This is a genomic window from Devosia sp., from assembly GCF_028290435.1.
GTDB lineage: Bacteria > Pseudomonadota > Alphaproteobacteria > Rhizobiales > Devosiaceae > Devosia.
This window is the reverse complement of sequence record NZ_JAQGJV010000040.1, coordinates 21,129-45,358: the sequence shown is the minus strand read 5'-3', so window position 1 is coordinate 45,358 and position 24,230 is coordinate 21,129. Positions and strand designations below refer to the sequence as shown.

Genomic DNA, 24,230 nt, shown 5'->3' with positions numbered 1-24,230 from the left:
GCCGTGCCGGGCGCAACACCGCCCGCCTATTTTGCGAGAAGGCCAATCCTTGATGAACGATGTGATCGACGATGCGATGATAGATGCTGACCTGCTGGACCAAGTGGCTGAGATCGTTTCAGCTTACGTTTCGCACAACTCTATTTCGACGGCGGACCTGCCGGCGTTAATTGCAAGCACTTACAGCGCCCTGCGCTCGCTTTCCGAAGCACCCACCGTTGAAGTTGCGGAAGACCTTAGGCCCGCGGTGCCGGTAAAGAAGTCGATCACGCCAGACTTCATCATCTGCCTCGACGATGGCAAGAAGTTCAAATCGATGAAGCGGCATTTGGCCGGTCTGGGTATGACACCCGACGAATATCGGGCAAAGTGGAACCTGCCATCTGACTATCCCATGGTGGCGCCGAGCTATTCAGTCGCGCGCTCTTCCATGGCTAAGAGCATTGGACTTGGGCGCAAACCTGCGGCACACGCGTCGGCACCAGCGAAGAAAAGTCTGACATCCAAAGTCGGGGCTTAGGTGGCCTGTTGAATTGCCTCCTTGATGTCGAGTTTGGGGGCTTGCGTTTGGGCAGAGTTGACGCACCAGCAGCTTAGTACCACGCAGGCCGTCACAGTCGGGTAGGCGCCTACGGCGCCACGGACATGACCATTGTCGATGGTGGCAAAGTAAAGGCGACTTCCACTGCTATCGGTGACAGCGCCGGCGTGACCGGTGTCGTGACAATCACCGGCGCCAATTCGATACTGTTGAGTACGAACCCCCTCAATCTCGGCGGGGCGGGCACCGGCGTGATCAATCTTGGGTCGGCTGCGGGAGCCGCCGCGAGCGAAGCCGGGCAGATCATCGGCCCACGGATGACCTTCGGGGCGTCGGGGGGAACAGGCACCCTGGTATTCAACCATACCGGGGCTGGCTATGACTTTTCCCTGGCGATGGCGACCGGCTCCTCGGGTAGCGCGAACAGGATTCTGCAAGTCGCCGGCACGACGCTGTTGTCTGGAGACAGCTCTGCATTCAATGGTATAACAAATGTCTCTGGCGGTTCGCTACGGGTGAACAACAAGCTCAGCGGCACAGTCAATGTTGACGGCGGCAGCCTAGGCGGCACCGGGCAGTTGCTCGGTGACGTCACCGTGGCGTCCGGTGGCACACTTGCTCCGGGCAATTCGATTGGTACGGTCAATGGCGCGGGGACCGTGGATTTTTCTTCTGGTTCGACTCTCGCGGTGGAGGTCGATTCCGTCGGCAATGCAGACAAGCTGTTGATCGGTGGCACGGCAACTATCGCCACTGGCGCAAATGTGGCTGTAAGCGCTGCAGCAGGCAGCTACGCACCTCTGGTCCAAGCCCTCCATGGGCGTCCGAAATCGTCCGACTAAGAACCGCCACAATGGGGGACCTTCTCCTCCATCGGCAATCGCGAATGGACAATGACGTGAACAGGCTTATCGACTTTGCTGTCGGCGCCCCAGGCATTCCGGCGCGCTGGACGTCCAGTGCCAAAAGCGGGGTCGGAACCGCCTTGTCGGCGAGTTCGCCGGTTTGGTTCACCTTGAGCCACGGCATTCTCAACGAGGTCTATTATCCGCGCACCGACAGCGCCTGTATCCGCGATCTTGGCCTGCTAATTACCGGTCCAGACGGGTATTTCTCCGAGGAGAAGCGCGACTGCACCACGGTGACCACACATCTGGAGGATGGCATACCGGCCTTTCAGGTGGTCAACACAGCCAATGACGGCCGCTATCGCCTCGACAAGCTCATCATTTCCGATCCTGCCCGCCCCAGCGTGCTGCAGCGTATCACCTTCACCCCGCTGGTGGGCAAGCTGTCGGATTATCGGGTCTATGCCTTGCTGGCGCCGCACCTGGTCAATGCCGGGATGAACAACTGTGCCTGGATCGGTGAGCAACACGATGTGCCCCTGCTGTTTGCCAGCGGCCGGTCGCGCTATCTGGCGTTCGGAAGCTCGCTGCCGTGGGGGGCGCGCTCAGTCGGTTATGTCGGGCAATCGGACGGTTATCATCAATTGTCCAAGACCGGCGTGATCGAGCCGCAATATCAGCGTGCCGACGATGGCAATGTCGCCCTGGTCGGCGAAATCGGCTTTTCCGAGGATCAAAATACCGCCGTGTTGGCGCTTGGCTTCGGCCAGTCGGAAACCGAAGCGGGCGCCCACGTGCTGTCCAGCCTGCGCGATGGGTTCGACGCCGCATTGCTGGCCTACTCAGCCAATTGGCGGGCATGGCAGCAGAGCCTGCAACCGCTGGATCGAGGGCGAAGCGGCACGGCCTATCGTGTGTCCACCGCCGTGCTGGCGACGCATCGCGCAGCGGATCGTCCGGGCGCCGTGGTGGCCAGTCTGTCCATCCCCTGGGGGGCGAGCAAGGGCGATGACGATCTGGGGGGCTATCACCTGGTCTGGCCCCGAGATCTGGTTGAGACCGCCGGAGGATTTCTCGCGGCTGGTGACGACAGGGAAGCGCTGGCGATCCTGCAATATTTGCGTGACGTGCAACTGGCCTCGGGCCGCTGGCCGCAAAATATGTGGCTTGACGGGCGACCCTATTGGTCCGGCGTGCAGATGGACGAATGCGCCCTGCCGATCCTCTTAGCGGATTTGTTGAACCGCCGCGATCATCTGACCGGCAAGCTGCTCGACCGCTTCATTCCGATGATCCGTCGCGCGGCGGGTAATATTGTCGCCAATGGACCGGCAACCAGCCAGGATCGCTGGGAGGAGGATGGCGGCTATAGCCCCTTCACGCTGGCGGTCGAGATTGCGGCATTGCTGGCAGCGGCCGACTTGCTGGAACAGCGCGATGACGCTGCGGCAGCCCAGCACCTGCGCGAAACGGCCGATTGCTGGAACGAGCAGATCGAGGACTGGACCTATGCCGGCGACCCCGACATTTGCGCCGCTGCGGGTGTCGCGGGCTATTACGTGCGCATCAGCGGCAATGCCATCACCGACGTGGCGGGCGCGATGGAAGGGCAGACGCCGATCCGCAACCAGATCACGGATAAATCGAGGCTCCCAACGCGCGATGTGCTGAGCCCGGATGCGCTGGCGCTGGTGCGCTTCGGCCTGCGCGCCCCGGACGATCCGCGAATTCTCGACACGGTCAAAGTCATCGATCACGCCTTGCGCGTGGAGTTGCCGCAGGGCTCGCTCTGGTATCGCTATACCGGCGATGGCTATGGCGAAAATCCTGATGGCAGCCCTTTTGACGGTATTGGGCAAGGGCGCGCCTGGCCATTGTTGGCGGGGGAGCGGGCGCATTACGAACTGGCAGCGGGCAATCGGGAAGCGGCAGAAAAGCTGCTGGCGACGCTTGAGGCCTCGGCGAGCGTGGAAGGGCTGCTGCCCGAACAGAGCTGGGACACGGCGGACGTGCCCGAGCGCGAACTGTTCCGGGGCGGCCCCACCGGCAGCGCCATGCCGCTGGTCTGGGCGCATGCCGAGCACATCAAGCTGTTGCGCTCGCTGGCCGATGGCGCCGTGTTCGATATGCCGCCGCAGACCGTGGCACGCTATGTGACCCGCCAGACGCCCTCGACGCTGCGTATCTGGCGGTTCAACAACCAGCTTTCGCACATTCCCCACGGCAAGATGGTGCGGCTGATCGTGGGCGAGCCGGCAATGGTGCATTGGAGCCTAGATTTCTGGCACAGCGCGACGGACACGCCAACTACGCAGACCGCCTTTGGCAGCCACGTGCTGGATCTCGATACGAGTTCGCTCGCAGCGGGGTCCGCAATAGTGTTCACATTCCAGTGGCTCGATGGACCGCGCTGGGAAAACGCTGACTTTGAAGTCCACGTCATCGCCAAATAGAACAGGAGTTGCCAATGCAACTGGGAATGGTCGGGCTGGGTCGCATGGGCGCCAACATGGTGCGGCGGCTGCTGAAGGCGGGGCACCAATGCGTGGTCTATGACGTCAATCCGCAAAGCGTGGCGGCCTTAGTGGCCGAAGGCGCCATCGGCGCTGCCAGCTATCCGGAGTTTTTAGGCAAGCTGACCCAGCCGCGTGCAGTCTGGCTCATGCTGCCGGCCGCCATCACCGGCCGGATCGCTCGCGACCTCGCCGCACAGATGAGCGCCGGCGACATCCTCATCGATGGCGGCAATTCCTACTACCGTGATGCCGTTGACCTCGGCGCCGAGCTCGGCCCGCGCGACATTGCCTTCGTCGACGTGGGGACCAGCGGTGGCGTCTGGGGACTGGATCGCGGCTATAGCCAGATGATCGGCGGCGCCAAGGCAGCGGTGGAACGGCTCGACCCGATCTTTGCCGCGCTGGCGCCCGGCGCGGATGGCACGGGCGGCACGCCCGGCACCGCGCAAACCGCGGGGCAAGGTTATCTGCATTGCGGGCCCACCGGCGCCGGCCACTTCGTCAAGATGGTCCACAACGGCATCGAATATGGCATGATGGCCGCCTATGCCGAGGGGCTCAATATTCTCAAGGCCGCCGACGCGGGCAATGAAACGCGCGATGCCGACGCCGAGACCGCGCCGCTGCATGATCCGCAATATTACCGGTTCGACCTGGACCTTGCGGCGGTCACCGAAGTGTGGCGGCACGGCAGCGTCATCGGGTCGTGGTTGCTCGATCTGACGGCCACGGCCCTCAAGCAGGATCCGGAACTGTCGAAGTTTGGCGGCCGGGTTTCGGATTCCGGCGAGGGAAGATGGACGCTGCGGGCCGCGGTGGAAACCGGAGTGCCGGCGCCTGTCCTGTCCTCGGCGCTGTTCGGCCGGTTTGCCTCGCGCGACAATAATGAATTCGCCAACAAGCTGCTATCGGCAATGCGCTACTCCTTCGGTGGCCACACCGAAAAGCCCGAGGGGAAGTGAGCATGGCGCAGAAGCGGTCTGATGCGTTGGTGGTGTTCGGGGCCACCGGCGATCTGGCGCACAAGATGATTTTCCCCTCGCTGTACCAGATGGTGCGGCGCGGCCATCTCGACGAGCCGATCATCGGCGTTGCGCTGGGTGACTGGAATGTCGAGCAACTGGCGGAACGGGCGCGAGACGGCATTGCCAATCAATTCGGCACGGTGGATGAGGCGGTCTTCGCCAAGCTCAAGGGGCTGCTGCGCTATGTGAGCGGCGACTATAAGGACGCGGCAACCTTCGTGAAGCTGCGCGACACGCTCGGCAAGGCCCGGCGCCCGCTCTACTATCTGGCCATCCCGCCCAGCCTGTTCGGCACAGTGATCGATGCGCTCAAGGCGGCCGGGATTGCCGAAACGGCGCGGCTGATGGTGGAAAAGCCGTTCGGCCACGATCTGGCATCGGCCAAGGAACTGAACGGGGTCCTGCGCGCCGTGTTCGACGAAGAGGCGGTGTTCCGCATCGACCATTTCCTAGGCAAGGAGGCGGTCCAGAACCTGATCTATTTCCGTTTTGCCAATGCGTTTCTCGAACCGGTGTGGAACCGCACGCACGTCGAAAGCGTGCAGATCACCATGGCCGAGGATTTCGGCATTACCGGGCGGGGCAAATTCTACGACGAGGTGGGCTGTATCCGCGACGTGATCCAGAACCATCTGGTGCAGGTGCTTCTGCTGCTGGCCATGGAGCCGCCGGTGAGCAGCGAGTCCGATGACCTGAGCGACGAGAAGGTGCAAATTCTCAAGGCCATCCGGCCCCTGACCCGGAAAAACCTGATCCGAGGACAGTTCGAGGGCTATCTCGACGAGCCGGGCGTCGCCGCAGGCTCGACGGTGGAGACGTTCGCCGCCGTGCGGCTGTTCGTAGATACCTGGCGCTGGAAGGAGGTGCCCTTTTATATCCGCGCCGGCAAAAGCCTGCCGGTACGCGCCACCGAAGTCGTGGTGCGCTTCCGCCGTCCACCGGTCGCCCTGTTCGATACTGTGCCAACGACCGATGCCAACTATGTGCGCTTCCGGGTCGGGCCGCAGGTCACCATCGGTATCGGCGCGCGCCGCAAGGCGCCAGGTGGCGACATGATGGGCGAGAATGTTGAACTCGATGCCGTCGATGACACCACCGATGACATGATGCCCTATGAACGGCTGATCGGGGACGCCATGAACGGGCGGCGGCAGTTGTTCACGCGGCAAGACGCGGCGGAGCTGGCCTGGCGGGTGTTCGACCCGATCCTCGACCTGACCGACAAGCCGGCGCCCTATGCCCCCGGCACCTGGGGACCGCTGGACGCCATGAAGGGCTTCGCCCCGCCAGGCGGCTGGGTCGATCCACAACCTTAGGGAATTGACGCATGGATGACGAACCCAAGATCGTCCTCGCCATCGATATCGGTGGCTCACATGTCAAGATCATGAGCAGCGCTGGCGGCGAAGAGCGCAAGGCCCCTTCAGGGCCGGACATGAACGCCGCGGCCATGGCCGACATGGTCGAAAAGCTGGCCTCCGGCCTGCACTACGACGTGATCGCCATGGGGTATCCAGGGCCGGTCGTCCACAACCACATTCTCTCCGATCCGCACAATCTGGCGCCGGGATGGACGGGGTTCGATTTCGCGCAGCGCTTCGGCAAGCCGGTCCGCATCATCAACGATGCACTGATGCAGGCCATCGGCAGTTATGAAGGCGGTCGCATGCTGTTTCTGGGGCTAGGCACGGGCCTGGGTGCCGCGATGGTCGTCGATAATGTGGCCCAACCGATGGAGCTGGCGCACTTGCCATACAGGAACGGTCGAACTTTTGAGGACTATCTCGGCGAAGTAGGGCTGCTGAAACGGGGACAAGCCAAGTGGGAGAAACACGTTTTTGCAGCGGTGGAACAACTGAGTGCGGCTCTCGAGCCCGACTACGTGATGATCGGCGGCGGTAATGTAGAGGTGCTGAAAACCCTGCCGCCAAATGCGCGTCGTGGTGACAATGCCAACGCCTTCAAAGGCGGTTTCGCGCTTTGGCTGGACAAGAAATTGCAGACTTAACCGTGCTGGTTAGGCGCAAACTGCCCGTACTGAATTGGCTGGCTGTCTAGCGTCTGGAATAATCAGGGTTTGATCAACATCCGAAAATGGGTACCTGCCTCAGTGAGCCAAACTGTCCCAACTTCGGGGCCACGCGCCGTAAACGGGAAGGTACAGACGGCTTTTGGCTCCACATAGACCGTCGGTACGGCAGTGTCTGCTTCCGGCAGCCCGACACCTAAGACCTGCCAGTCAGCCTTCGGCCCCATTTCAGATTGCGTTCTGATTCTGAGGATCGCCCATAGGTCTTGGCGCTAAAACAGCGGACAGCGGCCATAGCCGTGCTTGGTTGCCACGACAGTTGACTTTGACAACTAAATAATTGACTATCTCAAGCATCAGCGCGAGATAGCTCATGACCATGGCCGACGACATTGCCGCGATGCGAGCGTTCAACCGGTTTTACACCCGTATTATCGGCCTGCTCGAAGAGGGGATGCACAGCAGTCCCTATGCGCTGAGCGAAGCGCGCGTAGTCCATGAAATCGGCAAGCGCAGCGCCACCACGGCCAGCGAACTGTGCGAGGCTTTGGCGATGGACCGTGGGCAGATGAGCCGCCTGGTCTGGCGCCTCAGCGATCTGGGCTTGCTGGCGAGCCTGCCCGGCGCCGACAAGCGCTCCAACAATCTGGCGCTGACCCCGCAGGGCGACACGGTCTATCGCGACCTCAACGCGGCCAGCGACACGGATGCGGAAAACCTGCTGACCCCGCTCGATCCGCTTGGCCGGCTGGATCTGGTCGCCGCCATGCGCCGCATCGAGGCCATTCTGGCCGGACCGATGCAGGGCGGCACACTCACCCTGCGGCCGCCCCGCATTGGCGAAATCGGCCAGTTGATCGCACGGCAGGGCCTGCTCTATCACCTCGAACAGGGCTGGAACCGCGAGTTCGAACTCCTGATCACCCGCATCTATGCCGAGTTCGATGCCGCGCCAGACCCTGCCACCAAGGCGCTGTGGGTTGCCGACTACGCGGGCGAGCTGGCCGGCTCCATCTTCGTGTTGCCGGCCCCGGGCGAGGAGCGCACCGCGCAGTTGCGCATGCTCTATGTCGAGCCAGCCTTTCGCGGGCTGGGGATCGGAAAGACGCTGGTGGATGAGGTGGTGCGCTTCAGCCGCGCCGCCGGCTATCGCCGCATCATCCTGTGGACCCAGGATTGCCTGGCCTCAGCACGCCGCATCTATCAGGGAGCTGGGTTCGAGCTGGTCGAGGAGGAAAAGCACCATTCTTTTGGCGCGGACCTCAACGGGCAATATTGGGCGCTGGACCTTCAATAACCCCGGCTGCGATCCACCACGTTGATCAGCGGCTTGCCCGCCTCATGCGCCTTGATGATTGCCGCGTAATAGGCCACCCCCGCTTCTTCGTTCGAGATCGCCGCGATATGGGGCGTGATGTAGCAATTGGGGATATCCCAGAGCCGGCTATCGGCGGGCAGGGGTTCCACCTCGAATACGTCGAGGCTGGCTGCGCCCAGCGTGCCATCGCCGAGGGCCCTGACGATATCGGCCTCGCGCTGATGCCCGCCCCGCGCCGGATTGACGAGCACCGGCCCGCCATCGAGCCCGCCGCGCCGTAGCTTGCCGAAGGTTTCGGAGTTCAAAATGCCTGCCGTGTCTGGCGTCAGCGGCAGCAGATTGACCAGGATATCGGTACCGCCCAGGAACGCGTCGAAGCTCTCGGCTCCGGCAAAACCCTCAACGCCCTCGATCGCCTTGGGCGTCCGGCTCCAGCTCCGCACGGTGAACCCCAGCGGCAACAGCCGTCGCGCGGCGTCCTGCCCCAAAACGCCCATGCCCATGATGCCGACGACGGTCTGCGACGCGGCCGGCGGATAAAGCTGCACCCAGCGCCGCGCCGCCTGATCGGCCTGGAACCGTGTGTGGAGGCGGTGGTGCATGGTTACATGCGCCACCACATAATCGCTCATCCGCTGGCTGAGATCCTCATCGACGAAGCGCACCACTGGTGCAGCCGGCAGGCGCGGATGCTTGAGCAGCGCATCGACGCCCGCGCCGAGCGACAGGACGGCCCTGAGGTTATCCAAACCGTCGAACGCGTCGGGCTTGGGCTTCCACACAAAAATATAGTGCACGGCTTTGGGATCGTAACTGTCGCCGCGCCGCACGACGGGGTAGGGGGCCAGCGCCGCACGAAATTTTTCGGCCCAGCTCGCCTCGTCGACATCGCTCAAATGCAGCAGCAGCATTGTGGTCTCCCCAGCTCAAACAAATAGAGCCGCGCCCAGGGGCGCGGCTCTCAAAATACTATGAAGTCTCAACCCGGCCTTACGGCGTGGCAGGGGCCGCAGCCGGAGCCGGAGTGGCTGCCGGAGCAGGCGCTGCCGGAGCAGGCGTTGCGGCGGGAGCTGGCGTCGCTTCGGTGGTCGCCGGAGCAGGCGCAGCCCCGGTAGTGCCACTGGTGGTGGCAGTACCTTCGACCGGCGTTTCGCTCTGCGTCGTAGTGGGTGTCGCAGTAGCGTCAGCCGGAGTGGCCGCTGCTGGCTCGGCACCGGCCGCCGGGGCGGTCGCATCGGCCGGTGCCGCAGGGGCATCGGCCGCGGGAGCGGCGGCGTCGGCAGTCGGGAACGGTACCGGTGTGGCCGACAGCGTCTGCAGATAGGCCAGGATGTCGGCGCGTTCTTCCGGTGATTTCACGCCGGAGAAGTTCATCTTGGTGCCTTCGACATAGGCCTTGGGCGCGGTGATGAAGGTGTTGATGTTCTCATAGGTCCAGATATCGCCTTCGGCGTTATGGGCCTTCATGCCGTCCGAATAGGCGAAATCGGCGATGCTGCCTTCGGGACGGCCGACCACACCATAAAGATGCGGACCCTGCTTGCTGGGCTCACCCTCGCCGAAATTGTGGCACGACTGGCACTTGCGCACGGCGGCTTGGCCGCGCGTGGCGTCGGCGCTGGCCAGCAGCGTCGCCAGCGGCACAGCGGCTACTGCCGGTGCGCCAGCTTCGGCAGCCACAACCGGCTCAGGCTCGGGCAGGGCATAGCCCGGCCCAACGTCTTCACGCGGTGCATAAATGGCTTCGGCAACGAAGCCGACGCCCATCACGAACAACAGGGTGCCGAGGACGGCGCCGATGATCTTGTTAAATTCGAACGAATCCATTTGGTCTCTCTGCCAGTCCATCCCCTGCGGACGATGCGCCGATACCGCTAAACTTTCGATTCCGCATGCGAAATCGCCTCAACAACGAGCCCGGCGCGCGCGGAAGATAGTATCTAGGAACGCCCCGCGCAACAGCCCTTTCCTACCTGCGACAATTCCCCACCGCCGATTAGCCATCGTCCGGGAGGCGCGCTCAATTGACTCGCTATCCCACCGGGTTCAAAAGCCTGCCCATCAGATCAGGATGCGTGTGAATGACCTATAAGATTGCCTTTCAGGGTGAGCCCGGTGCCTTCAGCCATGCGGCCACGAACAACCTGTTCCCCGGACAAGAAGCGATCGGCTGCGTCACTTTCGAGGAAACCATCGCCGCCGTGCAGACTGGCAAGACCGATTTCGCCGTCGTCCCGGTGGAAAATTCGCTCTATGGCCGTATCACCGATATTCATCACCTGCTGCCCAATAGCGGTCTCTATATCGTCGGCGAGACCTATCTGCGCGTCGAGATGACACTTTTGGCCGTGCCCGGCGCGACCCTGGACGATATCAAATCGGTACAGTCGCTCTCGGTCGCCTTGGGCCAGTGCCGTAAGTTCATCGCCGATCACGGCTTCCGCACGATCAACTCCATCGATACCGCCGGCTCCGCCCGCGAAGTCTCCCAAAAGGGCGACAAATCCGTCGCCGCCATTGCGTCGCGCTTTGCCGGTGAGCTCTACGGCCTCAACGTGCTGGCCGAAAACATCGAGGACGCCGCCCACAACACCACGCGCTTCCTCGTGCTGTCGCGCGAAAAGACCGAGGCCGCCCCGGCCCCGGGCGTCAAGACCACCTTCGTGTTCCGCGTCCGCAACGTGCCCGCCGCGCTCTATAAAGCCATGGGCGGCTTCGCCACCAATGGCGTCAACATGACCAAGCTGGAAAGCTATATGGTCGGCGGCGCCTTCACCGCCACGCAATTTTACGCCGATATCGAAGGCCACCCCAGCGACCTCAGCGTCCAGCACGCCTTCGAGGAATTGGGGTTCTTCACCGACCAGTTCCACATTCTGGGCGTCTATCCGGCCGCGAACACGAAGTAGCGCCACCCTCTTGCCTTCGCCGCATTTCTCTCACATATAGCCGTTGGGAGGTTGGCGCGGACGTGTTCCTCGCCAACCGGGTCAGGTCCGGAAGGAAGCAGCCCCAACGAGACCTTCACGGGTCGATGCCAGCCTCCTACTATGCTCCAATGACAGCGAGCAGATTCTCCCCCACAGTGGTCGCGAAAGGGCAATATGGCTTCGCCTGACACGCCATCGTCGCCCTATCTGGTCCTGGCGCGCAAATACCGCCCGGTCAGCTTTTCGACGCTCATCGGCCAGGACGCGATGGTCCAGACGCTGGGCAATGCGTTCAAGCAGAACCGCATCCACCACGCCTTCATCCTGACCGGCGTGCGCGGCGTGGGCAAAACCACTACGGCCCGCATTCTCGCCCGCGCTTTCAATTATGAGGACGCCTCCGGCAAGCACCCGACGCTCGATCTCGATGTCGAAGGTATCCACTGCCGCGCCATCATCGAAGGCCGCCATGTCGACGTCATCGAAATGGACGCCGCCTCCAATACCGGCATCGGCGACATTCGCGAGATCATCGACTCGGTCAAATACGCGCCGGCCTCTGCGCCCTATAAAGTCTACATCATCGACGAAGTGCACATGCTCTCGACGGCGGCTTTCAACGGCCTGCTGAAGACGCTTGAAGAGCCGCCGCCCTATGTGAAGTTCATCTTCGCCACCACCGAAATCCGCAAAGTGCCGGTCACCATCCTCAGCCGCTGCCAGCGCTTCGACCTGCGCCGGGTGACGCCCGATGTGATGACGCGGCATCTGGAAGACCTGCTGGCCAAGGAGGGCATTCCCTCCGAGCCCGAGGCCTTGTCGATGATCGTGCGCGCCGGCGAAGGCTCGGTGCGCGATAACCAATCCCTGCTTGATCAGGCAATCGCCCATGGCGATGGCGCCGTCACCGCGCCCACCGTCAAGGCCATGCTCGGCCTGGGCGATCGTGCCCGGATTATCGATCTGTTCGAAGACCTGCTGGGCGGCCGCATCGGGGAGGCGCTCGATACCATGCGCGCCCTCTACGATGCCGGCGCCGATCCGCAGACGCTAGTCGCCGACCTGGCCGATTTCACTCATCTGGTGACGCGCATCAAGGTCGTGCCTGCCGCGGCCGACGATGTCTCGCTGACCCCAGACGAGCGCAATCGCGGCGCTGACCTTGCTGGCAAGCTGCCGATGCGCGCGCTCACCCGCGCCTGGCAAATCCTGTTCAAGGGCTATGACGAGGTCGCCCGCGCCGGCAACGCCATCCAGGCCGCCGAAATGGTGCTGATCCGCCTGGCCTATGCAGCCGATCTGCCCAGCCCCGACGATGTGATCGCCAAACTGTCCAACCAGCCTGCGCCCGCTCTGCCGCAGATGGCGCCATTACCGCCGCGCGGACCCTCTGGCGGCTCGTCAGCCATGCGGCAGGAAGCCCCGCAACAACAGCAGGCACCCGCAATTTCCGCGCCGGCGCCGCAGCCGACGGTTCCCTCGGCTCTGGCCCGCATCGAATCCTATGCCGAACTGATCGCCTTGGCGGGCGCCAAGCGCGACATCGTGCTCAAGATCGCGCTGGAATCCACCATGCGGCCGGTTTCGTTCGGCCAAGGCAGCATCGAGGTGGCGCTGGTGGACGGCACCGATCCGGGCATCATCGCCACGCTGTCGGCGCGGCTGCAGGCCTGGACCGGTGAGCGCTGGCTGGTCAACGTCTCCAACAAGGCGCCCGAGGGCAAGACCGTCCGCGAGGAACGCGTCGCCCGCGAAAAGGCCGCTCATGACCAGGCTCATGAAGACCCGCTGGTGCAGGCCATTCTTGAGACATTTCCGGGCGCCAAGGTCGTCAACGTCAAGTTGCGCGACGACGCGGTGGTCGTTGCGCCCGAAACCGTGGCCCCGCCAGAACCTGAAGAGGACGACGAATGAAAGATCTCATGGGCATGATGAAGGCCGCCGGCGAGATGAAGGCCAAGATGGAAACCATGCAGGCCGAACTGGCCGACATGGTCATCGAAGGCCGCTCCGGTGGTGGCCTGGTCACCGTCTCGCTTTCGGGCAAGGGCGATATGAAAAGCCTCAAGATCGATCCGTCGCTGTTCAAGGAAGACGATGTCGGCGTGCTGGAGGACTTGATCCTTGCCGCCCACAATGACGCCAAGAGCAAGGTGGAGTCAGAGACCCAGTCGCGCATGGCCGAAGTCACGGCGGGTCTCCCCATTCCCCCAGGTATGAAGCTGCCGTTCTAATCATGGCCGGCGGACCCGAAATCGAACAACTGATCCAGCTCCTGTCCCGCTTGCCGGGGCTGGGGCCGCGTTCGGCGCGTCGCGCTGTGCTGCATCTGATCAAGAAGAAGGATCAGTTGATGATCCCGCTTTCGGCCGCGCTCGACCGCGCCGTGCTGGCTGTCCGCGTCTGCGAAGTCTGCGGCAATGTCGATACCCAAAGCCCCTGCGCCATCTGCGCCGATCCGCGCCGCGCCGAAACCGGTATGCTGATCGTGGTCGAGGATGTGGCCGACCTGTGGGCGCTCGAACGGGCTGGTGTCGGCGCCGTGCGCTACCATGTGCTGGGGGGCGTGCTGTCCCCGCTCGACGGCGTTGGCCCGGACGATCTCTCCATCGACCAATTGCTGGCCCGCGCCCCAGACTATCGCGAGGTCGTTCTGGCGGTGAATGCGACCGTCGAAGGCCAGACCACGGCCCACTACATCACCGACCGTCTCGGTCCCGACGGCCCAAAAATAACCCGCCTTGCCCACGGCGTACCCGTGGGCGGCGAGTTGGATTACCTTGATGAGGGCACGCTGAGCCAGGCCCTCAAGGCGCGCACGCAGATTTAAGCAACTTTAGTGTACGCCGCGCTCGGGCTTGAAGTCGTAGCCTTCGTCCCACTCGGTCTCATCGAGAATGCCCGGCTCCTCGGCCTCGTCATCGAGATAGACGTCTTCGTCGGGGCCCTCGATCGCTTCGCGCGCCTCGACATCGTCAGGCGATAGGCTCTCCAGATCCGCCTCCTGTTCCAGCGCCGGCGCCAGATTGGCATAGTCGTCTGTGTCGTCGGCATTATCCTCGTCGGTGGTCAGAGCGTCGATCGCGCGATCAACCTCCCCCAGCAGTGCGGCCGGGTCTTCGTCGCCCCAATCGGCACTTTCGCGCCCGGCAAGTTCGCTGCGAATGTCACGCAGCCGCTGCAAGCGCTCTTCCACGGGGCGGTCGTCGCCAAACAGCAATTCCTCAATTTCGGTCTGGCTATAGGGCTGCGAAATACCGGGCTGGTCGGAATTATCGAAGTTGATTTCCTGCGGCATCATGCTGCCGTGATTATGATTTTGGCTCATGCTGGTCGTCCCTCGCTGGTGAGCTATCGAGCAGACAGAACGCCCCAGACCGCCCGAAGGTCGCAAAATAATTGGCCGCGGAACCAAGGCGCGGCCCAAAAGTTGGTCTCCCATCAACCCGGAGCACACCATGGCCAACCTGCGCAAAGGCTCAAAAGTCAGCTGGACTTGGGGCGAACACCAGGCCCATGGCAAGATCGTCGACCGCTTCACCGCGAGGGTGACGCGGACGCTGCAGGGCACCAAAGTCGTGCGCGAGGCCAGCAAGGATGAGCCCGCCTACCTGATCGAGCAGCTAGATGGCGCCAAGGTCATCAAGTCCGCCAGCGAGCTTAGCGCCAGCTGATCGCGTTCAGCCACAGTTCACGCGCCGAAGCCCAAATGCAGCCACAACTGCAATGGGGATTTTGTCATGCTGGGCCGTACAATCTGGATGTCTGCTGTCGCCACGATGCTCTTGCCGCTGTTCTCAGTGCCGACTTTTGCCGACGAGCCGTTTCGCCTGTTCGGGTGCAGCGTTGGGGATTCGCAAAGCGACTTCATCTCGCTCTACGGCGTCGAGCAGGATGATGGCACCTGGACCAGGCTGCAATTCCTCATCGCGAAAAATGGCATTATTGCCGCCCTGGTCCCCGGCCAACCCCTTGCTGGCTCAGGACCATTCTATTTCTCCAATTCGGATGGTCCTGAAGGCTACTATGCGCAGGTCCGCTTCAACTGGGATGGGCGCGACTATCTCCTGCACATGCTCGATATTCCGCCGGAGCCGGGCCAGGACGATGATATGGGCGGCCGCTGGGCCGGCGTACAGATCACGGAGCCGACGGGCGCCAGTTATGATCTGCCGTGCGGAGAAACCGACGAATATATCGGCTACATGGCCCGGGCGATGAATTGCGACATGACCAACCGCTACGGCGCCGCCGGCTGCGATTTCGACGTGCGGCCCGAGCGTGCCGCCGATGACAAATTGCCCGAGGGTTCTGCGCCCTAGGTTCCTATTCGCCGGCCAGCCGCTGTGGCTCTTCGAAATCCATCTCGTCGATCCTTTTGCTGCGACCTGTCACCTTGCCCGTCGATGTCAGGATTTCGCCGATATCGTCATTGGCCTGGCGGAAATGGGTCTGTAGCTTCTTCACCCGCTCATCCAGCCGACCCACATCGGCCAGCAGCTCCCGCACTTCTTTCTGGATCAAATGTGCCTGTTCGCGCATTCGCACATCGCGCAGCAGCGCCTGGATCACCTGGATCGACAGCATCAGCAAAGCCGGAGACACGATCACCACCCGCGCCCGGCTGGCGCGCTGCACCACATCCTCGAAATGCTCGTGGATATCGGCGAAGATCGACTCCGAGGGCACGAACATGAAGGCCGTGTCCTGCGTCTCGCCGGGGATCAGGTATTTTTCCGAAATCGCCCGCACATGCACGGCGATATCCTGCTTGAAGCCGCTCTGTGCCGCCCGCAACGCCTCAGGATTGTCCGCCGAGGCAATCCGCTGCCAGCTTTCCAGCGGAAACTTGGCGTCGATGACCAGGCTCGGCGCATCATTGGGCATGATGATCAGGCAGTCTGGCCGATAGCCGTTCGACAGCGTCGACTGAAACGAATAGGCGTTCGGCGCGAGGCCATCGCCGACGATCGCCTCCATCCGCCCCTGACCAAAAGCGCCACGCGTCTGCTTGTTGGACAGAATCGATTGCAGCGACACGATCTCGCTCGATAGCGACGTCATGGTCGATTGCGCCCGGTCGATCACCGCCAGCCGCTCATGCAGCTTGTTAAGCCCCTCGTCGGTCTTGGCCCGGGTCTCCTGCAAGGCCTGGCCGACGCGCTGGCTGGTCGTATCCAGCCGGTCATTGACCATCTGGCTCAACTCGGCCGTGCGCGAGCCGAACATCTCGGACATCGACTGCACGCGCCCGGTCATTTCCGACTGCACCTGCATCAGCCCGGCGATATGCCGCTCCATGGCGGCCGAGCGATCCAGCGCCTCCTCGGCCTCCTGCGCCCGCGCTGCGCCGGCTCGGATCGCCGCAATCAGCATGATGACCAGCAGCAGTCCGATCAGCCCGACACCACCCGCAATGGCATAGCCGAGCGTGACCGAAAATTTCCCGAGCGTGAACAGCACAGTTTCCATCCGACCATGCATAAAGCGATTCGCTTGTTCGCGGAATGTTCCAGTTTAGTCCAGCGACGGTTGACCGCGCGGCGGAAAATACCATATCGAGAGGCAACACCCCATTTGGACGCTCCTTCATGGCTATCCGCCCTATTCTCGTTTTGCCTGATGCGCGCCTGCGCGCCGTTGCCGATCCGATCGACGCGGTCGACGACGACATCAAGGCCCTCGCCAAGGACATGCTCGACACCATGTATGATGCCCCCGGCATTGGCCTGGCCGCGCCCCAGATCGGCGTCATGAAGCGTATCGTCGTCATGGACCTCGCCAAGGAAGGCGAAAAGCCCGAGCCGATGGTGCTGATCAATCCCGAAATCACCAAATTCTCCGACGTGGTGCAGACCACCGAAGAGGGGTGCCTGTCGATTCCGGAGCTGTATTACGACGTCGAACGGCCCGATGCCGTCACGGTCAAATATACCGATCTGGATGGCAATGAAGTAGTTAAGGACGCCGAGGGGAAGCTCGCGGTCTGCATCCAGCACGAACTCGATCACCTCGATGGCGTGCTCTACATCGATTACCTGTCCCGCCTGAAGCGCGACCGCGTCATCAAGAAATTCGACAAAGCCGCCAAGCGCGCCGCCGGTTAAGGCGAGCGCCGAGCCCTAACCCTCGCCCCTGTCGGGAGAGGGTGCCCGAAGGGCGGTGAGGGGTCTTTCCACATCAACCCCTCATCCGGCGCTACGCGCCACCTTCTCCCCAGAGGGGCGAAGGGAGAAGGAGCCACCTATGCGCATTGTCTTCATGGGTACGCCCGATTTCTCCGTCCCCACCTTGCTCGAAATCATCTCGTCTGGTCATGAGGTCGTCGCGGTCTATACCCGTGCGCCCAAACCGGCCGGGCGTGGTCAGGCCGAGCGCAAGTCGCCGGTGCATCTTGCGGCCGAAGCGGCCGGCATTCCTGTGTTCACGCCGCGCTCGCTCAAGGGCGCCGATGAGCAGGGCGTATTCGCGCTGCACGATGCCGATCTCGGGATCGTCGTGGCCTATGGCCTGCTGCTGCCCAAGCCCATCCTCGATGCGCCGCGTCTCGGCTGTCTCAACCTGCATGGCTCGCTGCTGCCGCGCTGGCGCGGTGCCGCGCCCATCCAGCGCGCAATCATGGCCGGCGACGCACAGACCGGCGTCTTGGTCATGCAGATGGATGAGGGCCTCGATACTGGTCCCGTCGCGCTGGGCGAAGTCATCCCCATCGGCCCCGATATGACGGCCGGCGAACTGCATGACGCCATGATGCGCATCGGCGCCGACCTGATGGGTCGTGCGCTTGCGGCGCTTGATCGCGGGAGCCTGGATTTCAAGCCGCAGCCTGACGATGGCACGATCTACGCCAAGAAGATCGAGAAGGCCGAAGCTCGCATCGATTGGAACCAATCTGCCGAGGCGGTCCACAATCACATTCGCGGCCTGTCGCCGTTCCCCGGCGCGTGGTTCGAGCTGGAACTGGCTGGTAAGCCGGTGCGGGTCAAGGCCTTGCGCTCGACGCTGGCAGCCGGCTCAGGCGCTCCCGGCACATTGCTGCCCAACCTGACCATCGCCTGCGCCACGGGCGCTGTCCGGCTGGTGCAGATCCAGCGCGAAGGCAAAACTCCGATGGACGCCGCGACCTTCCTGCGCGGGGCAGGGGCCATGCCCGGCACAGTGCAGTAGATGCCCCGCTATCGCGTCACCGTGGAATATGACGGAACCCCCTTCAATGGCTGGCAGCGCCAGCCGCATAGCCCATCCGTGCAGCAGACCCTCGAAACTGCGATTCAAAACTTCTCCGGCGAAACCGTCACCACCCAGGCGGCCGGGCGCACCGATACCGGTGTGCACGCGCTGGGCCAGGTGGCTCATTTTGATCTTATCCGCGAATGGGACCCGTTTCGCATTCGCGAGGCGCTGAATTTCCACCTGCGGCCCAACCCGGTGGCGATCATCGAGGCCGAGGCCATTCCCGATACCTTCGAGGCGCGCTTCTCGGCCAAGGCGCGGCATTACGAATATCGCATTCTCAACCGCCGGGCCCCGGCGGTGATCGAGGCCAATCACGTCTGGCACCTGCCTATGGACCTCGATGCCGAGCCGATGCACGCCGCCGCCCAACTGATCCTGGGCACGCACGACTTTACCACCTTCCGCGCCGCCGAGTGCCAGGCCAAGTCGCCGATCCGAACGCTGGATCGCTTCGATGTCCGGCGCGAGGCCGACCACGTCGTCATCACCGCCAGTGCTCGCAGCTTTCTGCATCATCAGGTGCGCTCGCTTGTTGGTTCGCTCAAAATGGTAGGCGAAGGCAAATGGCGCCCCACCGATTTTCGCGCGGCGCTCGATGCAAAGGATCGCCGGCGCTGCGGCGCCTTGGCGCCGTCGAGGGGGCTCTATCTCATGAAGGTGGATTACTAAGCAGCCGCTGCGCTTTTCGTGGCGCACCGCGCATCCACCTTCCCTCCCGCGGACTTGATCCGCGGGCCTCTATCGGCATGGCCCAAGCGGTGAGTGGCCCGCGGGTCAAGCCCGCGGGAAGGCAGTGTTGGGGATGGGTAGGACGTTAGGGGATGGGAAGAGTGGTTGAGGACGCGAAAACCGGGGTTGGAAACGGATCGCGCCAATGCCGAACTCTAGACGCCTGGCATCGCCACCATGCCGCCCAGCAATAGCAGGCCAATGCCCGACCCGACCAGTTGGGCCACGATGAACATGGCGATCTGCAGCGGCGGCAGGGTGACGATCAGCCGGGCGATGTTGATCTCGACGATGATCACCACGATGCCGATAGCGATGATCACCACGTCGGCCGGCAGGCCCAATAGCAACAGTCCCAGCGACAGGATCGAGGTGAAGAACGTCGCCCAGTTGTCGGCCACAAGGAACGGCACGAAGCCGTCCAGCCGTCCCATCTGCCGTAGCACCAGGTAAGATACTGCGAGCTGGATCACGAACAGCATCCCGCCCAGGATCACCGCCTGCGTCGCGGCGCCTGGAGCGCTCGCCACGCCAAAAAGCTGCGGACCGTAAGCGCCCAGGGCGCTCGCGACCACGAAGGCGATGAACGAGCCGATCAGCCCGCGCTGGCTGAAATCGAAATTGGTGGGCGCTTGCCGGTTGCCGGTGAGCAGGGCGAAGCAGCCACGCGCCGCATTCACCAGCTCATCGAGAAAGGTCGAGGAATTCTGAGACAAACTGCTACTCGATCAGATTGGGGAACCGGCGGGATTGTTCAGCATGTAGAGCGTCAACGGCATGCCGACAAGCAGCACGACGGTTAAAACCGCAAATGCCAGCGCCACCCCGATCGACCAGCCGCCCGCGGCGCGGCCCAGGCTATTGAGCAGGAAGACCAGGCCCAGCAGCACGATGGGCACCGTCTCGATGCTGATCGCCGCCAGCACCGACCCTGCGACCAGGTAGAACACCATGCCGTAAATCCCCGGCACCAGCACGCGCCGCAGCGGCACCTCGGACTTCACCGCCAGCTTGGTCACCACGATGCCGATCAGCAGCGCCACCAGCCCCAGCGACTGCACTAACAGGTTGGCGAGCAGCCCGGGCAAGGACGGCATGCCGCCCTGCACCGACCCCATGGCGATAGCCAAAAAGGCGAACAGGAAAAAGATTACCAGCGCCTTGGCCAGTGCGCCGAACGAAAAGCCGAATCGGTCCTGCCAGCCCGGCCGTAGCCGCACGATATCGACCCAGCCCAGCCATGCGTCGCGCAGCGCTGCCCAGAGTTTCATGTCGTGTGCCCAAAAAATCGCGTCATGAATGCCGCGTAGATCGCGGTCAATCCGGTGACGTCGGCGATCAGCACATGCTCGTCGGCCTTGTGCATCGACGGGCCGACCAGCCCGCATTCCACCACCGGGCCATACTGCGCCACGAAGCGCGCATCCGAGGTGCCGCCGCCGGTCGAGAGGGTTGGCCGGCGCCCGGTCATTTCAAAAATGATGTCGCCCAGCGTATCCACCGCCGGCCCCAGTGGCGACAGGAATGACAGCGACGGCACGCCGGCCACCGCGAACGTCACCTTGACGCGGCCCGCGTCCACCGTGGCGATCCGCCCGCGGACCCGGTCGGCCAATGTCTGCGGCGACCACAGGTCATTGTAGCGGATGTTGAACTTGAGCGTGCCCCTGGCGGGGATCACATTGCCGGTCGGGTTGCCGACATCGATTGAGGTCACTTCCAGATTGCTGGCCGGAAAATGCGCCGTGCCCTGATCGATGGTTTCCCCGCTCAGCGCCGTCACGATGGCGGCGAGCACCGGCAGCGGATTATTGGCCTTTTCGGGATAAGCTACATGCCCCTGCACGCCCTCGACCGTCACCACCCCGCTCAGCGATCCGCGCCGGCCGATCTTGATACTGTCGCCCAGTTCGGCCGCCGAACTCGGCTCGCCCACAATGGCAAAATCGAAAGTGTGCCCCTGCGCCTTGGCCCAGGCCAGCAGCTTTTCGGTGCCGTTGACGCCGTCGGCTTCCTCGTCATTGGTGATGGCCAGCATGATGGTGCCGGCCTGGGTGGGAATCTGCGCCGCCGCGGCCACGAATGCCGCCACTCCACTCTTCATGTCGGCCGCGCCACGCCCATAAATCTTGCCGTCGGCCTCGCGCGGCACGAACGGGTCGCTGGTCCAGTTCGCCAAATCCCCCGGCGGCACCACGTCGGTATGGCCCGCGAACAACAGGCGTCTGCCGCCGCCGTTGCGGATCGCGAACAGGTTGTCGACCGGATAGGAGCCATCGCCCTCAAAGCGCAGCCGCGTCACCTCAAAGCCCAGCGTGGTCAGCGCGCCTTCGAGCACAGCCAGCACGCCTGCATCCTCGGGCGTCACCGAGGGGCAGGCCATCATGGCTTTGAGCAGGGGGACGGGATCGCCCGTGGAAATATCAGTCACGGTCATCCCGTCCTTGTTGTCTTAAGCCGCTGGAGCCCAGGTCCCGCCCGCCGGATCGGCGCCATAGGAGTTGTTGCCCACCGTGCCGCGCAGAAAACCCAGCACGATCAGGATATAGATGGCGAAAGCCGCAAGGGCTAGCGACAGCAATGCCAGTCCGCCCAGGATCGGCCCGATCATCGAGGTTACGGCTGCGGCGTCGACCGGAGCGGCCGACTGAGGTGTGACCACACCCAGCAGCGTGAGCACGAAGCCCAGGCCAAACCAGATTTGAAAATCGATGCCACTCTTGTCCCGGTCATGCCGGCGCTTGATCGACAGGCAATATGACGGATAGGCCAGCAGCACGAAGACGACCAGGTTGCCCAGTGGATTGAGCCCTGCGCTGGCTGTCGTCACATTCTGCTCGCGCACATACGTCGTCGCGCCAAGCCCGACCAGCGAGAAGATGATGGTCAGCACAATGCCCGCTACAAACAAACCGATTACGCCAAGCCACCAGGTCTTGCGCGAAACGCGCCCGTCGCGCGTCAGGTAGACCGACCGTATCCAATCCATTTTTCCCCCAGAAGCCACAATGCCGAACCCCTCGCCGGCATCCTCAGCATAGGTGAATCGCCCTGCGCTCGCCAGCAGCACAAAGCAACGCGCCCACCCCGGTCTCCGGGGTGGGCGGCTGGCAGGTCAGTTCGGCTGAGGCGATCAGGCGGCGACAGTGCCGCCGAGAGGGTTCTGGCCATACTGGTTGGCTTCCGGAACGCCTTCCTTGATGCCCAGCATGTAGATCATGTAGATCGCGCCGAGCAGCGGAACCAGCGCAATCAGCGTCCACCAGCCGGACTTGGACTGGTCGTGCCAGCGCTTGGCATAGAGTGCTACGGCCGGATAGATCAGGATCAGCGAACCGATAGTCGCCAGGTACTGCAGCGGCCCAAAGATCATGCCCAGAATAGAGCCGAGAATGGCCAGGACGATATTGGCGCCGATCAGCAGCAGCACGCCGGCCCAGAAAGGCTCGCGATTGATACGGCCGTCGAAGCTCGTGAACAGATACTTCCAGTCTTGATTGAACATGTGTGTCCCCAAATCTTGATGAAGCGGCCCTCAAACTGCCGCGGTACTCGGTATCGGGAGTATTCCCGCCCCTGTCCGTCTTCTATGGATAAGAAAATGAACGCTCAATGACTAGCCGGTTCAGTCTGTCAGGGGCCTAGCCGGCGATTCCCCTCCCAATGGATCCGCCCCATGAACATTGGAGCCAGGACGCCCAGAAAGGCAACCCAGAACGACGAACAGATAAAGTCCATACAATGAAAACAAGCCGTTGGCCGCATCCAGCCATCGCTCCTGGCTCGGAACCACCACGCCCTGGCCAAGATCAACCATCGCGAAACCAACGCCAAACACGGCCGGCAGGCTGATCAGTCCCCATGCCACCAGGTAACCCAGGACCTCCCAGCCCCCCTTATCGCGGTCATGCTGGCGCTTCACACCCAGGCAATACAGCGGATAGGCGGTAATTCCCAACAGGATCAGCGACCCCGAGCCAACGGCACGGATCAGGTTCAAGATGCCAGTGCCAAAGGTGGCGCTCGTCGGGGCACCCAGGCTTGCCATCATGGGCCAGGCCACCGCACTGAGCCAAACTAGGCCCAGCACGACGCCGATTACCGCCAAGCCGATCATGCCGCGCCACCATTGCCCACGGGCAATACGGCCCCGGGTCGAGAAATACAGCGAAATCATCATCCCCCCTGATGATTGGCAGCGTGGTTCAGTCGCGCAGCAGCTCGTTGATGCCGGTCTTGCTGCGGGTTTGCGCGTCCACGGTCTTGACGATCACGGCGCAATAGAGCGACGGCCCCCAATTGTGCCCCGGCATCGGCTTGCCCGGTAGCGAGCCCGACACTACCACCGAATAAGGCGGCACCTTGCCGATATGGATTTCGCCCGTTGCCCGGTCGACGATCTTGGTGGAGGCGCCGAGGAACACGCCCATCGAGATCACCGAGCCTTCGCCCACCACCACGCCCTCGACCACTTCGGAGCGCGCGCCGATAAAGCAATTGTCCTCGATGATCACCGGCCCGGCCTGCAGCGGCTCCAGCACGCCCCCAATGCCGACGCCACCCGACACATGCACGTTCTTGCCGATCTGCGCGCAGCTCCCGATGGTGACCCAGGTATCCACCATGGTGTTCTCACCCACATAGGCGCCCAGATTGACGAAGCTGGGCATCAGGATCACGCCCTTGGCGATATGGGCCGAGCGGCGCACCACGGCGCCCGGCACGGCGCGGAAGCCTGCCTCACGGAACGTATTGTCATCCCAGCCCTCGAACTTGGTGGGCACCTTGTCCCAATAGGACGAGCCGCCCGGCCCGCCGGGGATCATCACGTTCTCATTGAGCCGAAAGCTGAGCAGCACGGCCTTCTTGAGCCACTGGTTGACCTGCCAGGTGCCATCGATCTTTTCGGCGACGCGGGCCTTGCCGCTATCGAGCAGCGCCAGCGCGTCCTCGACTGCCTCGCGAACTGCGCCCCTGGTGGCGGAGTTGACGTCGGCGCGCGCCTCGAAAGCGTCGTTGATGGTCTGGGCGAGATCGGTATGCGACATGGCGACACTT

Annotated in this window: 27 protein-coding genes and 1 other RNA gene; 17 read left to right on the top strand and 11 right to left on the bottom strand. The window is 63.0% G+C overall.

All coding sequences use genetic code 11. The features are described 5' to 3' along the window. The 7 genes from JWP26_RS10500 to JWP26_RS10470 all read left to right on the top strand — a co-directional run. Nucleotides 1–520 (top strand): MucR family transcriptional regulator (locus tag JWP26_RS10500; protein ID WP_367184113.1); only part of this gene is annotated, 520 nt, incomplete at its 5' end. 125 nt (nucleotides 521–645) lie between these two features. Beyond that, nucleotides 646–1,383 carry a hypothetical protein gene (locus JWP26_RS10495; protein WP_299726896.1) on the top strand — a complete coding sequence of 246 codons (738 nt, stop codon included), beginning with the start codon at nucleotides 646–648 and terminating at the stop codon, nucleotides 1,381–1,383. Nucleotides 1,384–1,427: 44 nt separating this feature from the next. Then, complete coding sequence (locus tag JWP26_RS10490; protein WP_299726894.1) at nucleotides 1,428–3,842, top strand: glucan 1,4-alpha-glucosidase; 2,415 nt, start codon at nucleotides 1,428–1,430, stop codon at nucleotides 3,840–3,842. Between the two features lie 14 nt (nucleotides 3,843–3,856). Further along, nucleotides 3,857–4,867 (top strand): phosphogluconate dehydrogenase (NAD(+)-dependent, decarboxylating), encoded by a 1,011-nt coding sequence (gene gnd, locus JWP26_RS10485; RefSeq protein ID WP_299726892.1) that lies wholly within the window; start codon nucleotides 3,857–3,859, stop codon nucleotides 4,865–4,867. A gap of 2 nt (nucleotides 4,868–4,869) precedes the next feature. Then, complete coding sequence (gene zwf, locus JWP26_RS10480; RefSeq protein ID WP_299726890.1) at nucleotides 4,870–6,246, top strand: glucose-6-phosphate dehydrogenase; 1,377 nt, start codon at nucleotides 4,870–4,872, stop codon at nucleotides 6,244–6,246. 11 nt (nucleotides 6,247–6,257) lie between these two features. Continuing rightward, nucleotides 6,258–6,938: an ROK family protein gene (locus JWP26_RS10475; RefSeq protein WP_299726888.1), complete on the top strand. Its 681-nt coding sequence runs from the start codon at nucleotides 6,258–6,260 to the stop codon at nucleotides 6,936–6,938. 394 nt (nucleotides 6,939–7,332) lie between these two features. Beyond that, a complete protein-coding gene (locus tag JWP26_RS10470; protein ID WP_299726886.1) occupies nucleotides 7,333–8,256 on the top strand; it encodes a helix-turn-helix domain-containing GNAT family N-acetyltransferase in 924 nt (307 codons plus the stop codon). On the opposite strand, the gene JWP26_RS10465 is transcribed toward JWP26_RS10470, so the two are convergent. After that, nucleotides 8,250–9,188 (bottom strand): glyoxylate/hydroxypyruvate reductase A, encoded by a 939-nt coding sequence (locus tag JWP26_RS10465; RefSeq protein ID WP_299726884.1) that lies wholly within the window; start codon nucleotides 9,186–9,188, stop codon nucleotides 8,250–8,252. The two genes, JWP26_RS10470 and JWP26_RS10465, sit on opposite strands and share 7 nt — an antisense overlap. A 79-nt stretch (nucleotides 9,189–9,267) precedes the next feature. Beyond that, nucleotides 9,268–10,104: a cytochrome c family protein gene (locus JWP26_RS10460; RefSeq protein ID WP_299726882.1), complete on the bottom strand. Its 837-nt coding sequence runs from the start codon at nucleotides 10,102–10,104 to the stop codon at nucleotides 9,268–9,270. Between the two features lie 254 nt (nucleotides 10,105–10,358). Here JWP26_RS10460 and JWP26_RS10455 point away from each other — a divergent pair, with 254 nt between their 5' ends. From JWP26_RS10455 to recR, 5 genes are all read left to right on the top strand, one after another. After that, on the top strand, nucleotides 10,359–11,186 hold the full coding sequence (locus JWP26_RS10455; protein ID WP_299726880.1) for a prephenate dehydratase: 828 nt from the start codon (nucleotides 10,359–10,361) through the stop codon (nucleotides 11,184–11,186). Nucleotides 11,187–11,231: 45 nt separating this feature from the next. Then, an RNA gene (gene ffs / locus JWP26_RS10450) (signal recognition particle sRNA small type) lies at nucleotides 11,232–11,327 on the top strand. Between the two features lie 54 nt (nucleotides 11,328–11,381). Continuing rightward, nucleotides 11,382–13,121 carry a DNA polymerase III subunit gamma/tau gene (locus JWP26_RS10445; RefSeq protein WP_299726877.1) on the top strand — a complete coding sequence of 580 codons (1,740 nt, stop codon included), beginning with the start codon at nucleotides 11,382–11,384 and terminating at the stop codon, nucleotides 13,119–13,121. Beyond that, nucleotides 13,118–13,441, top strand: a complete 324-nt coding sequence (locus JWP26_RS10440) for a YbaB/EbfC family nucleoid-associated protein (RefSeq protein ID WP_299726874.1) — start codon at nucleotides 13,118–13,120, stop codon at nucleotides 13,439–13,441. The genes JWP26_RS10445 and JWP26_RS10440 overlap by 4 nt, the downstream gene beginning before the upstream one ends. Before the next feature lie 2 nt (nucleotides 13,442–13,443). Then, nucleotides 13,444–14,037, top strand: a complete 594-nt coding sequence (gene recR / locus JWP26_RS10435; protein ID WP_299726871.1) for a recombination mediator RecR — start codon at nucleotides 13,444–13,446, stop codon at nucleotides 14,035–14,037. Nucleotides 14,038–14,043: 6 nt separating this feature from the next. Here the strand turns inward: recR and JWP26_RS10430 are convergent, their stop codons facing one another. Further along, the gene (locus JWP26_RS10430) at nucleotides 14,044–14,535 is read right to left on the bottom strand and encodes a hypothetical protein (protein ID WP_299726868.1); all 492 of its coding nucleotides are present in this window, start codon (nucleotides 14,533–14,535) and stop codon (nucleotides 14,044–14,046) included. A gap of 130 nt (nucleotides 14,536–14,665) precedes the next feature. Between JWP26_RS10430 and JWP26_RS10425 the strand changes: the two genes are divergently transcribed. Next, nucleotides 14,666–14,881 (top strand): DUF2945 domain-containing protein, encoded by a 216-nt coding sequence (locus JWP26_RS10425; protein ID WP_299726865.1) that lies wholly within the window; start codon nucleotides 14,666–14,668, stop codon nucleotides 14,879–14,881. Between the two features lie 66 nt (nucleotides 14,882–14,947). Continuing rightward, entirely contained in the window at nucleotides 14,948–15,529 is a 582-nt protein-coding gene (locus tag JWP26_RS10420) for a hypothetical protein (protein WP_299726862.1), read from the top strand. A 4-nt stretch (nucleotides 15,530–15,533) separates the two neighbouring features. Here JWP26_RS10420 and JWP26_RS10415 read toward each other — a convergent pair whose 3' ends face one another. Beyond that, complete coding sequence (locus tag JWP26_RS10415; RefSeq protein ID WP_299726859.1) at nucleotides 15,534–16,679, bottom strand: DNA recombination protein RmuC; 1,146 nt, start codon at nucleotides 16,677–16,679, stop codon at nucleotides 15,534–15,536. Between the two features lie 119 nt (nucleotides 16,680–16,798). On the opposite strand from JWP26_RS10415, the gene def reads away from it, so the two are divergent. The 3 genes from def to truA all read left to right on the top strand — a co-directional run bounded on the left by def (nucleotide 16,799) and on the right by truA (nucleotide 19,112). After that, nucleotides 16,799–17,314, top strand: coding sequence for a peptide deformylase (gene def, locus JWP26_RS10410; RefSeq protein WP_299726856.1), 516 nt, complete (start codon nucleotides 16,799–16,801; stop codon nucleotides 17,312–17,314). Nucleotides 17,315–17,453: 139 nt separating this feature from the next. Next, nucleotides 17,454–18,374, top strand: coding sequence for a methionyl-tRNA formyltransferase (gene fmt, locus JWP26_RS10405; protein ID WP_299726853.1), 921 nt, complete (start codon nucleotides 17,454–17,456; stop codon nucleotides 18,372–18,374). Further along, nucleotides 18,375–19,112: a tRNA pseudouridine(38-40) synthase TruA gene (gene truA / locus JWP26_RS10400; RefSeq protein WP_299726850.1), complete on the top strand. Its 738-nt coding sequence runs from the start codon at nucleotides 18,375–18,377 to the stop codon at nucleotides 19,110–19,112. It begins immediately after the preceding gene. Between the two features lie 215 nt (nucleotides 19,113–19,327). Here truA and JWP26_RS10395 read toward each other — a convergent pair whose 3' ends face one another. The 7 genes from JWP26_RS10395 to dapD all read right to left on the bottom strand — a co-directional run bounded on the left by JWP26_RS10395 (nucleotide 19,328) and on the right by dapD (nucleotide 24,220). Further along, entirely contained in the window at nucleotides 19,328–19,888 is a 561-nt protein-coding gene (locus JWP26_RS10395; RefSeq protein WP_299726847.1) for a hypothetical protein, read from the bottom strand. A 12-nt stretch (nucleotides 19,889–19,900) separates the two neighbouring features. Continuing rightward, entirely contained in the window at nucleotides 19,901–20,443 is a 543-nt protein-coding gene (locus JWP26_RS10390) for a hypothetical protein (RefSeq protein WP_299726844.1), read from the bottom strand. Further along, nucleotides 20,440–21,603 carry a succinyl-diaminopimelate desuccinylase gene (dapE, locus tag JWP26_RS10385; protein WP_299726841.1) on the bottom strand — a complete coding sequence of 388 codons (1,164 nt, stop codon included), beginning with the start codon at nucleotides 21,601–21,603 and terminating at the stop codon, nucleotides 20,440–20,442. The genes JWP26_RS10390 and dapE overlap by 4 nt, the downstream gene beginning before the upstream one ends. Before the next feature lie 21 nt (nucleotides 21,604–21,624). Further along, nucleotides 21,625–22,161, bottom strand: coding sequence for a DUF805 domain-containing protein (locus JWP26_RS10380; protein WP_299726838.1), 537 nt, complete (start codon nucleotides 22,159–22,161; stop codon nucleotides 21,625–21,627). Between the two features lie 144 nt (nucleotides 22,162–22,305). Beyond that, complete coding sequence (locus JWP26_RS10375) at nucleotides 22,306–22,677, bottom strand: DUF805 domain-containing protein (protein WP_299726835.1); 372 nt, start codon at nucleotides 22,675–22,677, stop codon at nucleotides 22,306–22,308. A 120-nt stretch (nucleotides 22,678–22,797) separates the two neighbouring features. Then, the gene (locus tag JWP26_RS10370) at nucleotides 22,798–23,349 is read right to left on the bottom strand and encodes a DUF805 domain-containing protein (protein WP_299726832.1); all 552 of its coding nucleotides are present in this window, start codon (nucleotides 23,347–23,349) and stop codon (nucleotides 22,798–22,800) included. Between the two features lie 28 nt (nucleotides 23,350–23,377). Further along, nucleotides 23,378–24,220 carry a 2,3,4,5-tetrahydropyridine-2,6-dicarboxylate N-succinyltransferase gene (gene dapD, locus JWP26_RS10365; RefSeq protein ID WP_299726829.1) on the bottom strand — a complete coding sequence of 281 codons (843 nt, stop codon included), beginning with the start codon at nucleotides 24,218–24,220 and terminating at the stop codon, nucleotides 23,378–23,380. Between the last annotated feature and the right edge of the window lie 10 nt (nucleotides 24,221–24,230).

Excerpts from the sequence above, each read along its gene's own strand:
- JWP26_RS10495 (WP_299726896.1), top strand. The coding sequence starts at position 646 with ATGACCATTGTCGATGGTGGCAAAGTAAAGGCGACTTCCACTGCTATC.
- JWP26_RS10455 (WP_299726880.1), top strand. The coding sequence starts at position 10,359 with ATGACCTATAAGATTGCCTTTCAGGGTGAGCCCGGTGCCTTCAGCCAT.
- gnd (WP_299726892.1), top strand. The coding sequence starts at position 3,857 with ATGCAACTGGGAATGGTCGGGCTGGGTCGCATGGGCGCCAACATGGTG.
- truA (WP_299726850.1), top strand. The coding sequence starts at position 18,375 with ATGCCCCGCTATCGCGTCACCGTGGAATATGACGGAACCCCCTTCAAT.
- JWP26_RS10415 (WP_299726859.1), bottom strand. The coding sequence starts at position 16,679 with ATGGAAACTGTGCTGTTCACGCTCGGGAAATTTTCGGTCACGCTCGGC.
- JWP26_RS10465 (WP_299726884.1), bottom strand. The coding sequence starts at position 9,188 with ATGCTGCTGCTGCATTTGAGCGATGTCGACGAGGCGAGCTGGGCCGAA.
- JWP26_RS10375 (WP_299726835.1), bottom strand. The coding sequence starts at position 22,677 with ATGTTCAATCAAGACTGGAAGTATCTGTTCACGAGCTTCGACGGCCGT.
- JWP26_RS10460 (WP_299726882.1), bottom strand. The coding sequence starts at position 10,104 with ATGGATTCGTTCGAATTTAACAAGATCATCGGCGCCGTCCTCGGCACC.
- JWP26_RS10490 (WP_299726894.1), top strand. The coding sequence starts at position 1,428 with ATGGACAATGACGTGAACAGGCTTATCGACTTTGCTGTCGGCGCCCCA.
- JWP26_RS10445 (WP_299726877.1), top strand. The coding sequence starts at position 11,382 with ATGGCTTCGCCTGACACGCCATCGTCGCCCTATCTGGTCCTGGCGCGC.
- JWP26_RS10380 (WP_299726838.1), bottom strand. The coding sequence starts at position 22,161 with ATGGATTGGATACGGTCGGTCTACCTGACGCGCGACGGGCGCGTTTCG.
- JWP26_RS10370 (WP_299726832.1), bottom strand. The coding sequence starts at position 23,349 with ATGATTTCGCTGTATTTCTCGACCCGGGGCCGTATTGCCCGTGGGCAA.
- JWP26_RS10390 (WP_299726844.1), bottom strand. The coding sequence starts at position 20,443 with ATGAAACTCTGGGCAGCGCTGCGCGACGCATGGCTGGGCTGGGTCGAT.
- JWP26_RS10440 (WP_299726874.1), top strand. The coding sequence starts at position 13,118 with ATGAAAGATCTCATGGGCATGATGAAGGCCGCCGGCGAGATGAAGGCC.
- fmt (WP_299726853.1), top strand. The coding sequence starts at position 17,454 with ATGCGCATTGTCTTCATGGGTACGCCCGATTTCTCCGTCCCCACCTTG.
- recR (WP_299726871.1), top strand. The coding sequence starts at position 13,444 with ATGGCCGGCGGACCCGAAATCGAACAACTGATCCAGCTCCTGTCCCGC.
- zwf (WP_299726890.1), top strand. The coding sequence starts at position 4,870 with ATGGCGCAGAAGCGGTCTGATGCGTTGGTGGTGTTCGGGGCCACCGGC.
- JWP26_RS10430 (WP_299726868.1), bottom strand. The coding sequence starts at position 14,535 with ATGAGCCAAAATCATAATCACGGCAGCATGATGCCGCAGGAAATCAAC.
- JWP26_RS10475 (WP_299726888.1), top strand. The coding sequence starts at position 6,258 with ATGGATGACGAACCCAAGATCGTCCTCGCCATCGATATCGGTGGCTCA.
- def (WP_299726856.1), top strand. The coding sequence starts at position 16,799 with ATGGCTATCCGCCCTATTCTCGTTTTGCCTGATGCGCGCCTGCGCGCC.
- JWP26_RS10425 (WP_299726865.1), top strand. The coding sequence starts at position 14,666 with ATGGCCAACCTGCGCAAAGGCTCAAAAGTCAGCTGGACTTGGGGCGAA.
- JWP26_RS10420 (WP_299726862.1), top strand. The coding sequence starts at position 14,948 with ATGCTGGGCCGTACAATCTGGATGTCTGCTGTCGCCACGATGCTCTTG.
- dapD (WP_299726829.1), bottom strand. The coding sequence starts at position 24,220 with ATGTCGCATACCGATCTCGCCCAGACCATCAACGACGCTTTCGAGGCG.
- JWP26_RS10470 (WP_299726886.1), top strand. The coding sequence starts at position 7,333 with ATGACCATGGCCGACGACATTGCCGCGATGCGAGCGTTCAACCGGTTT.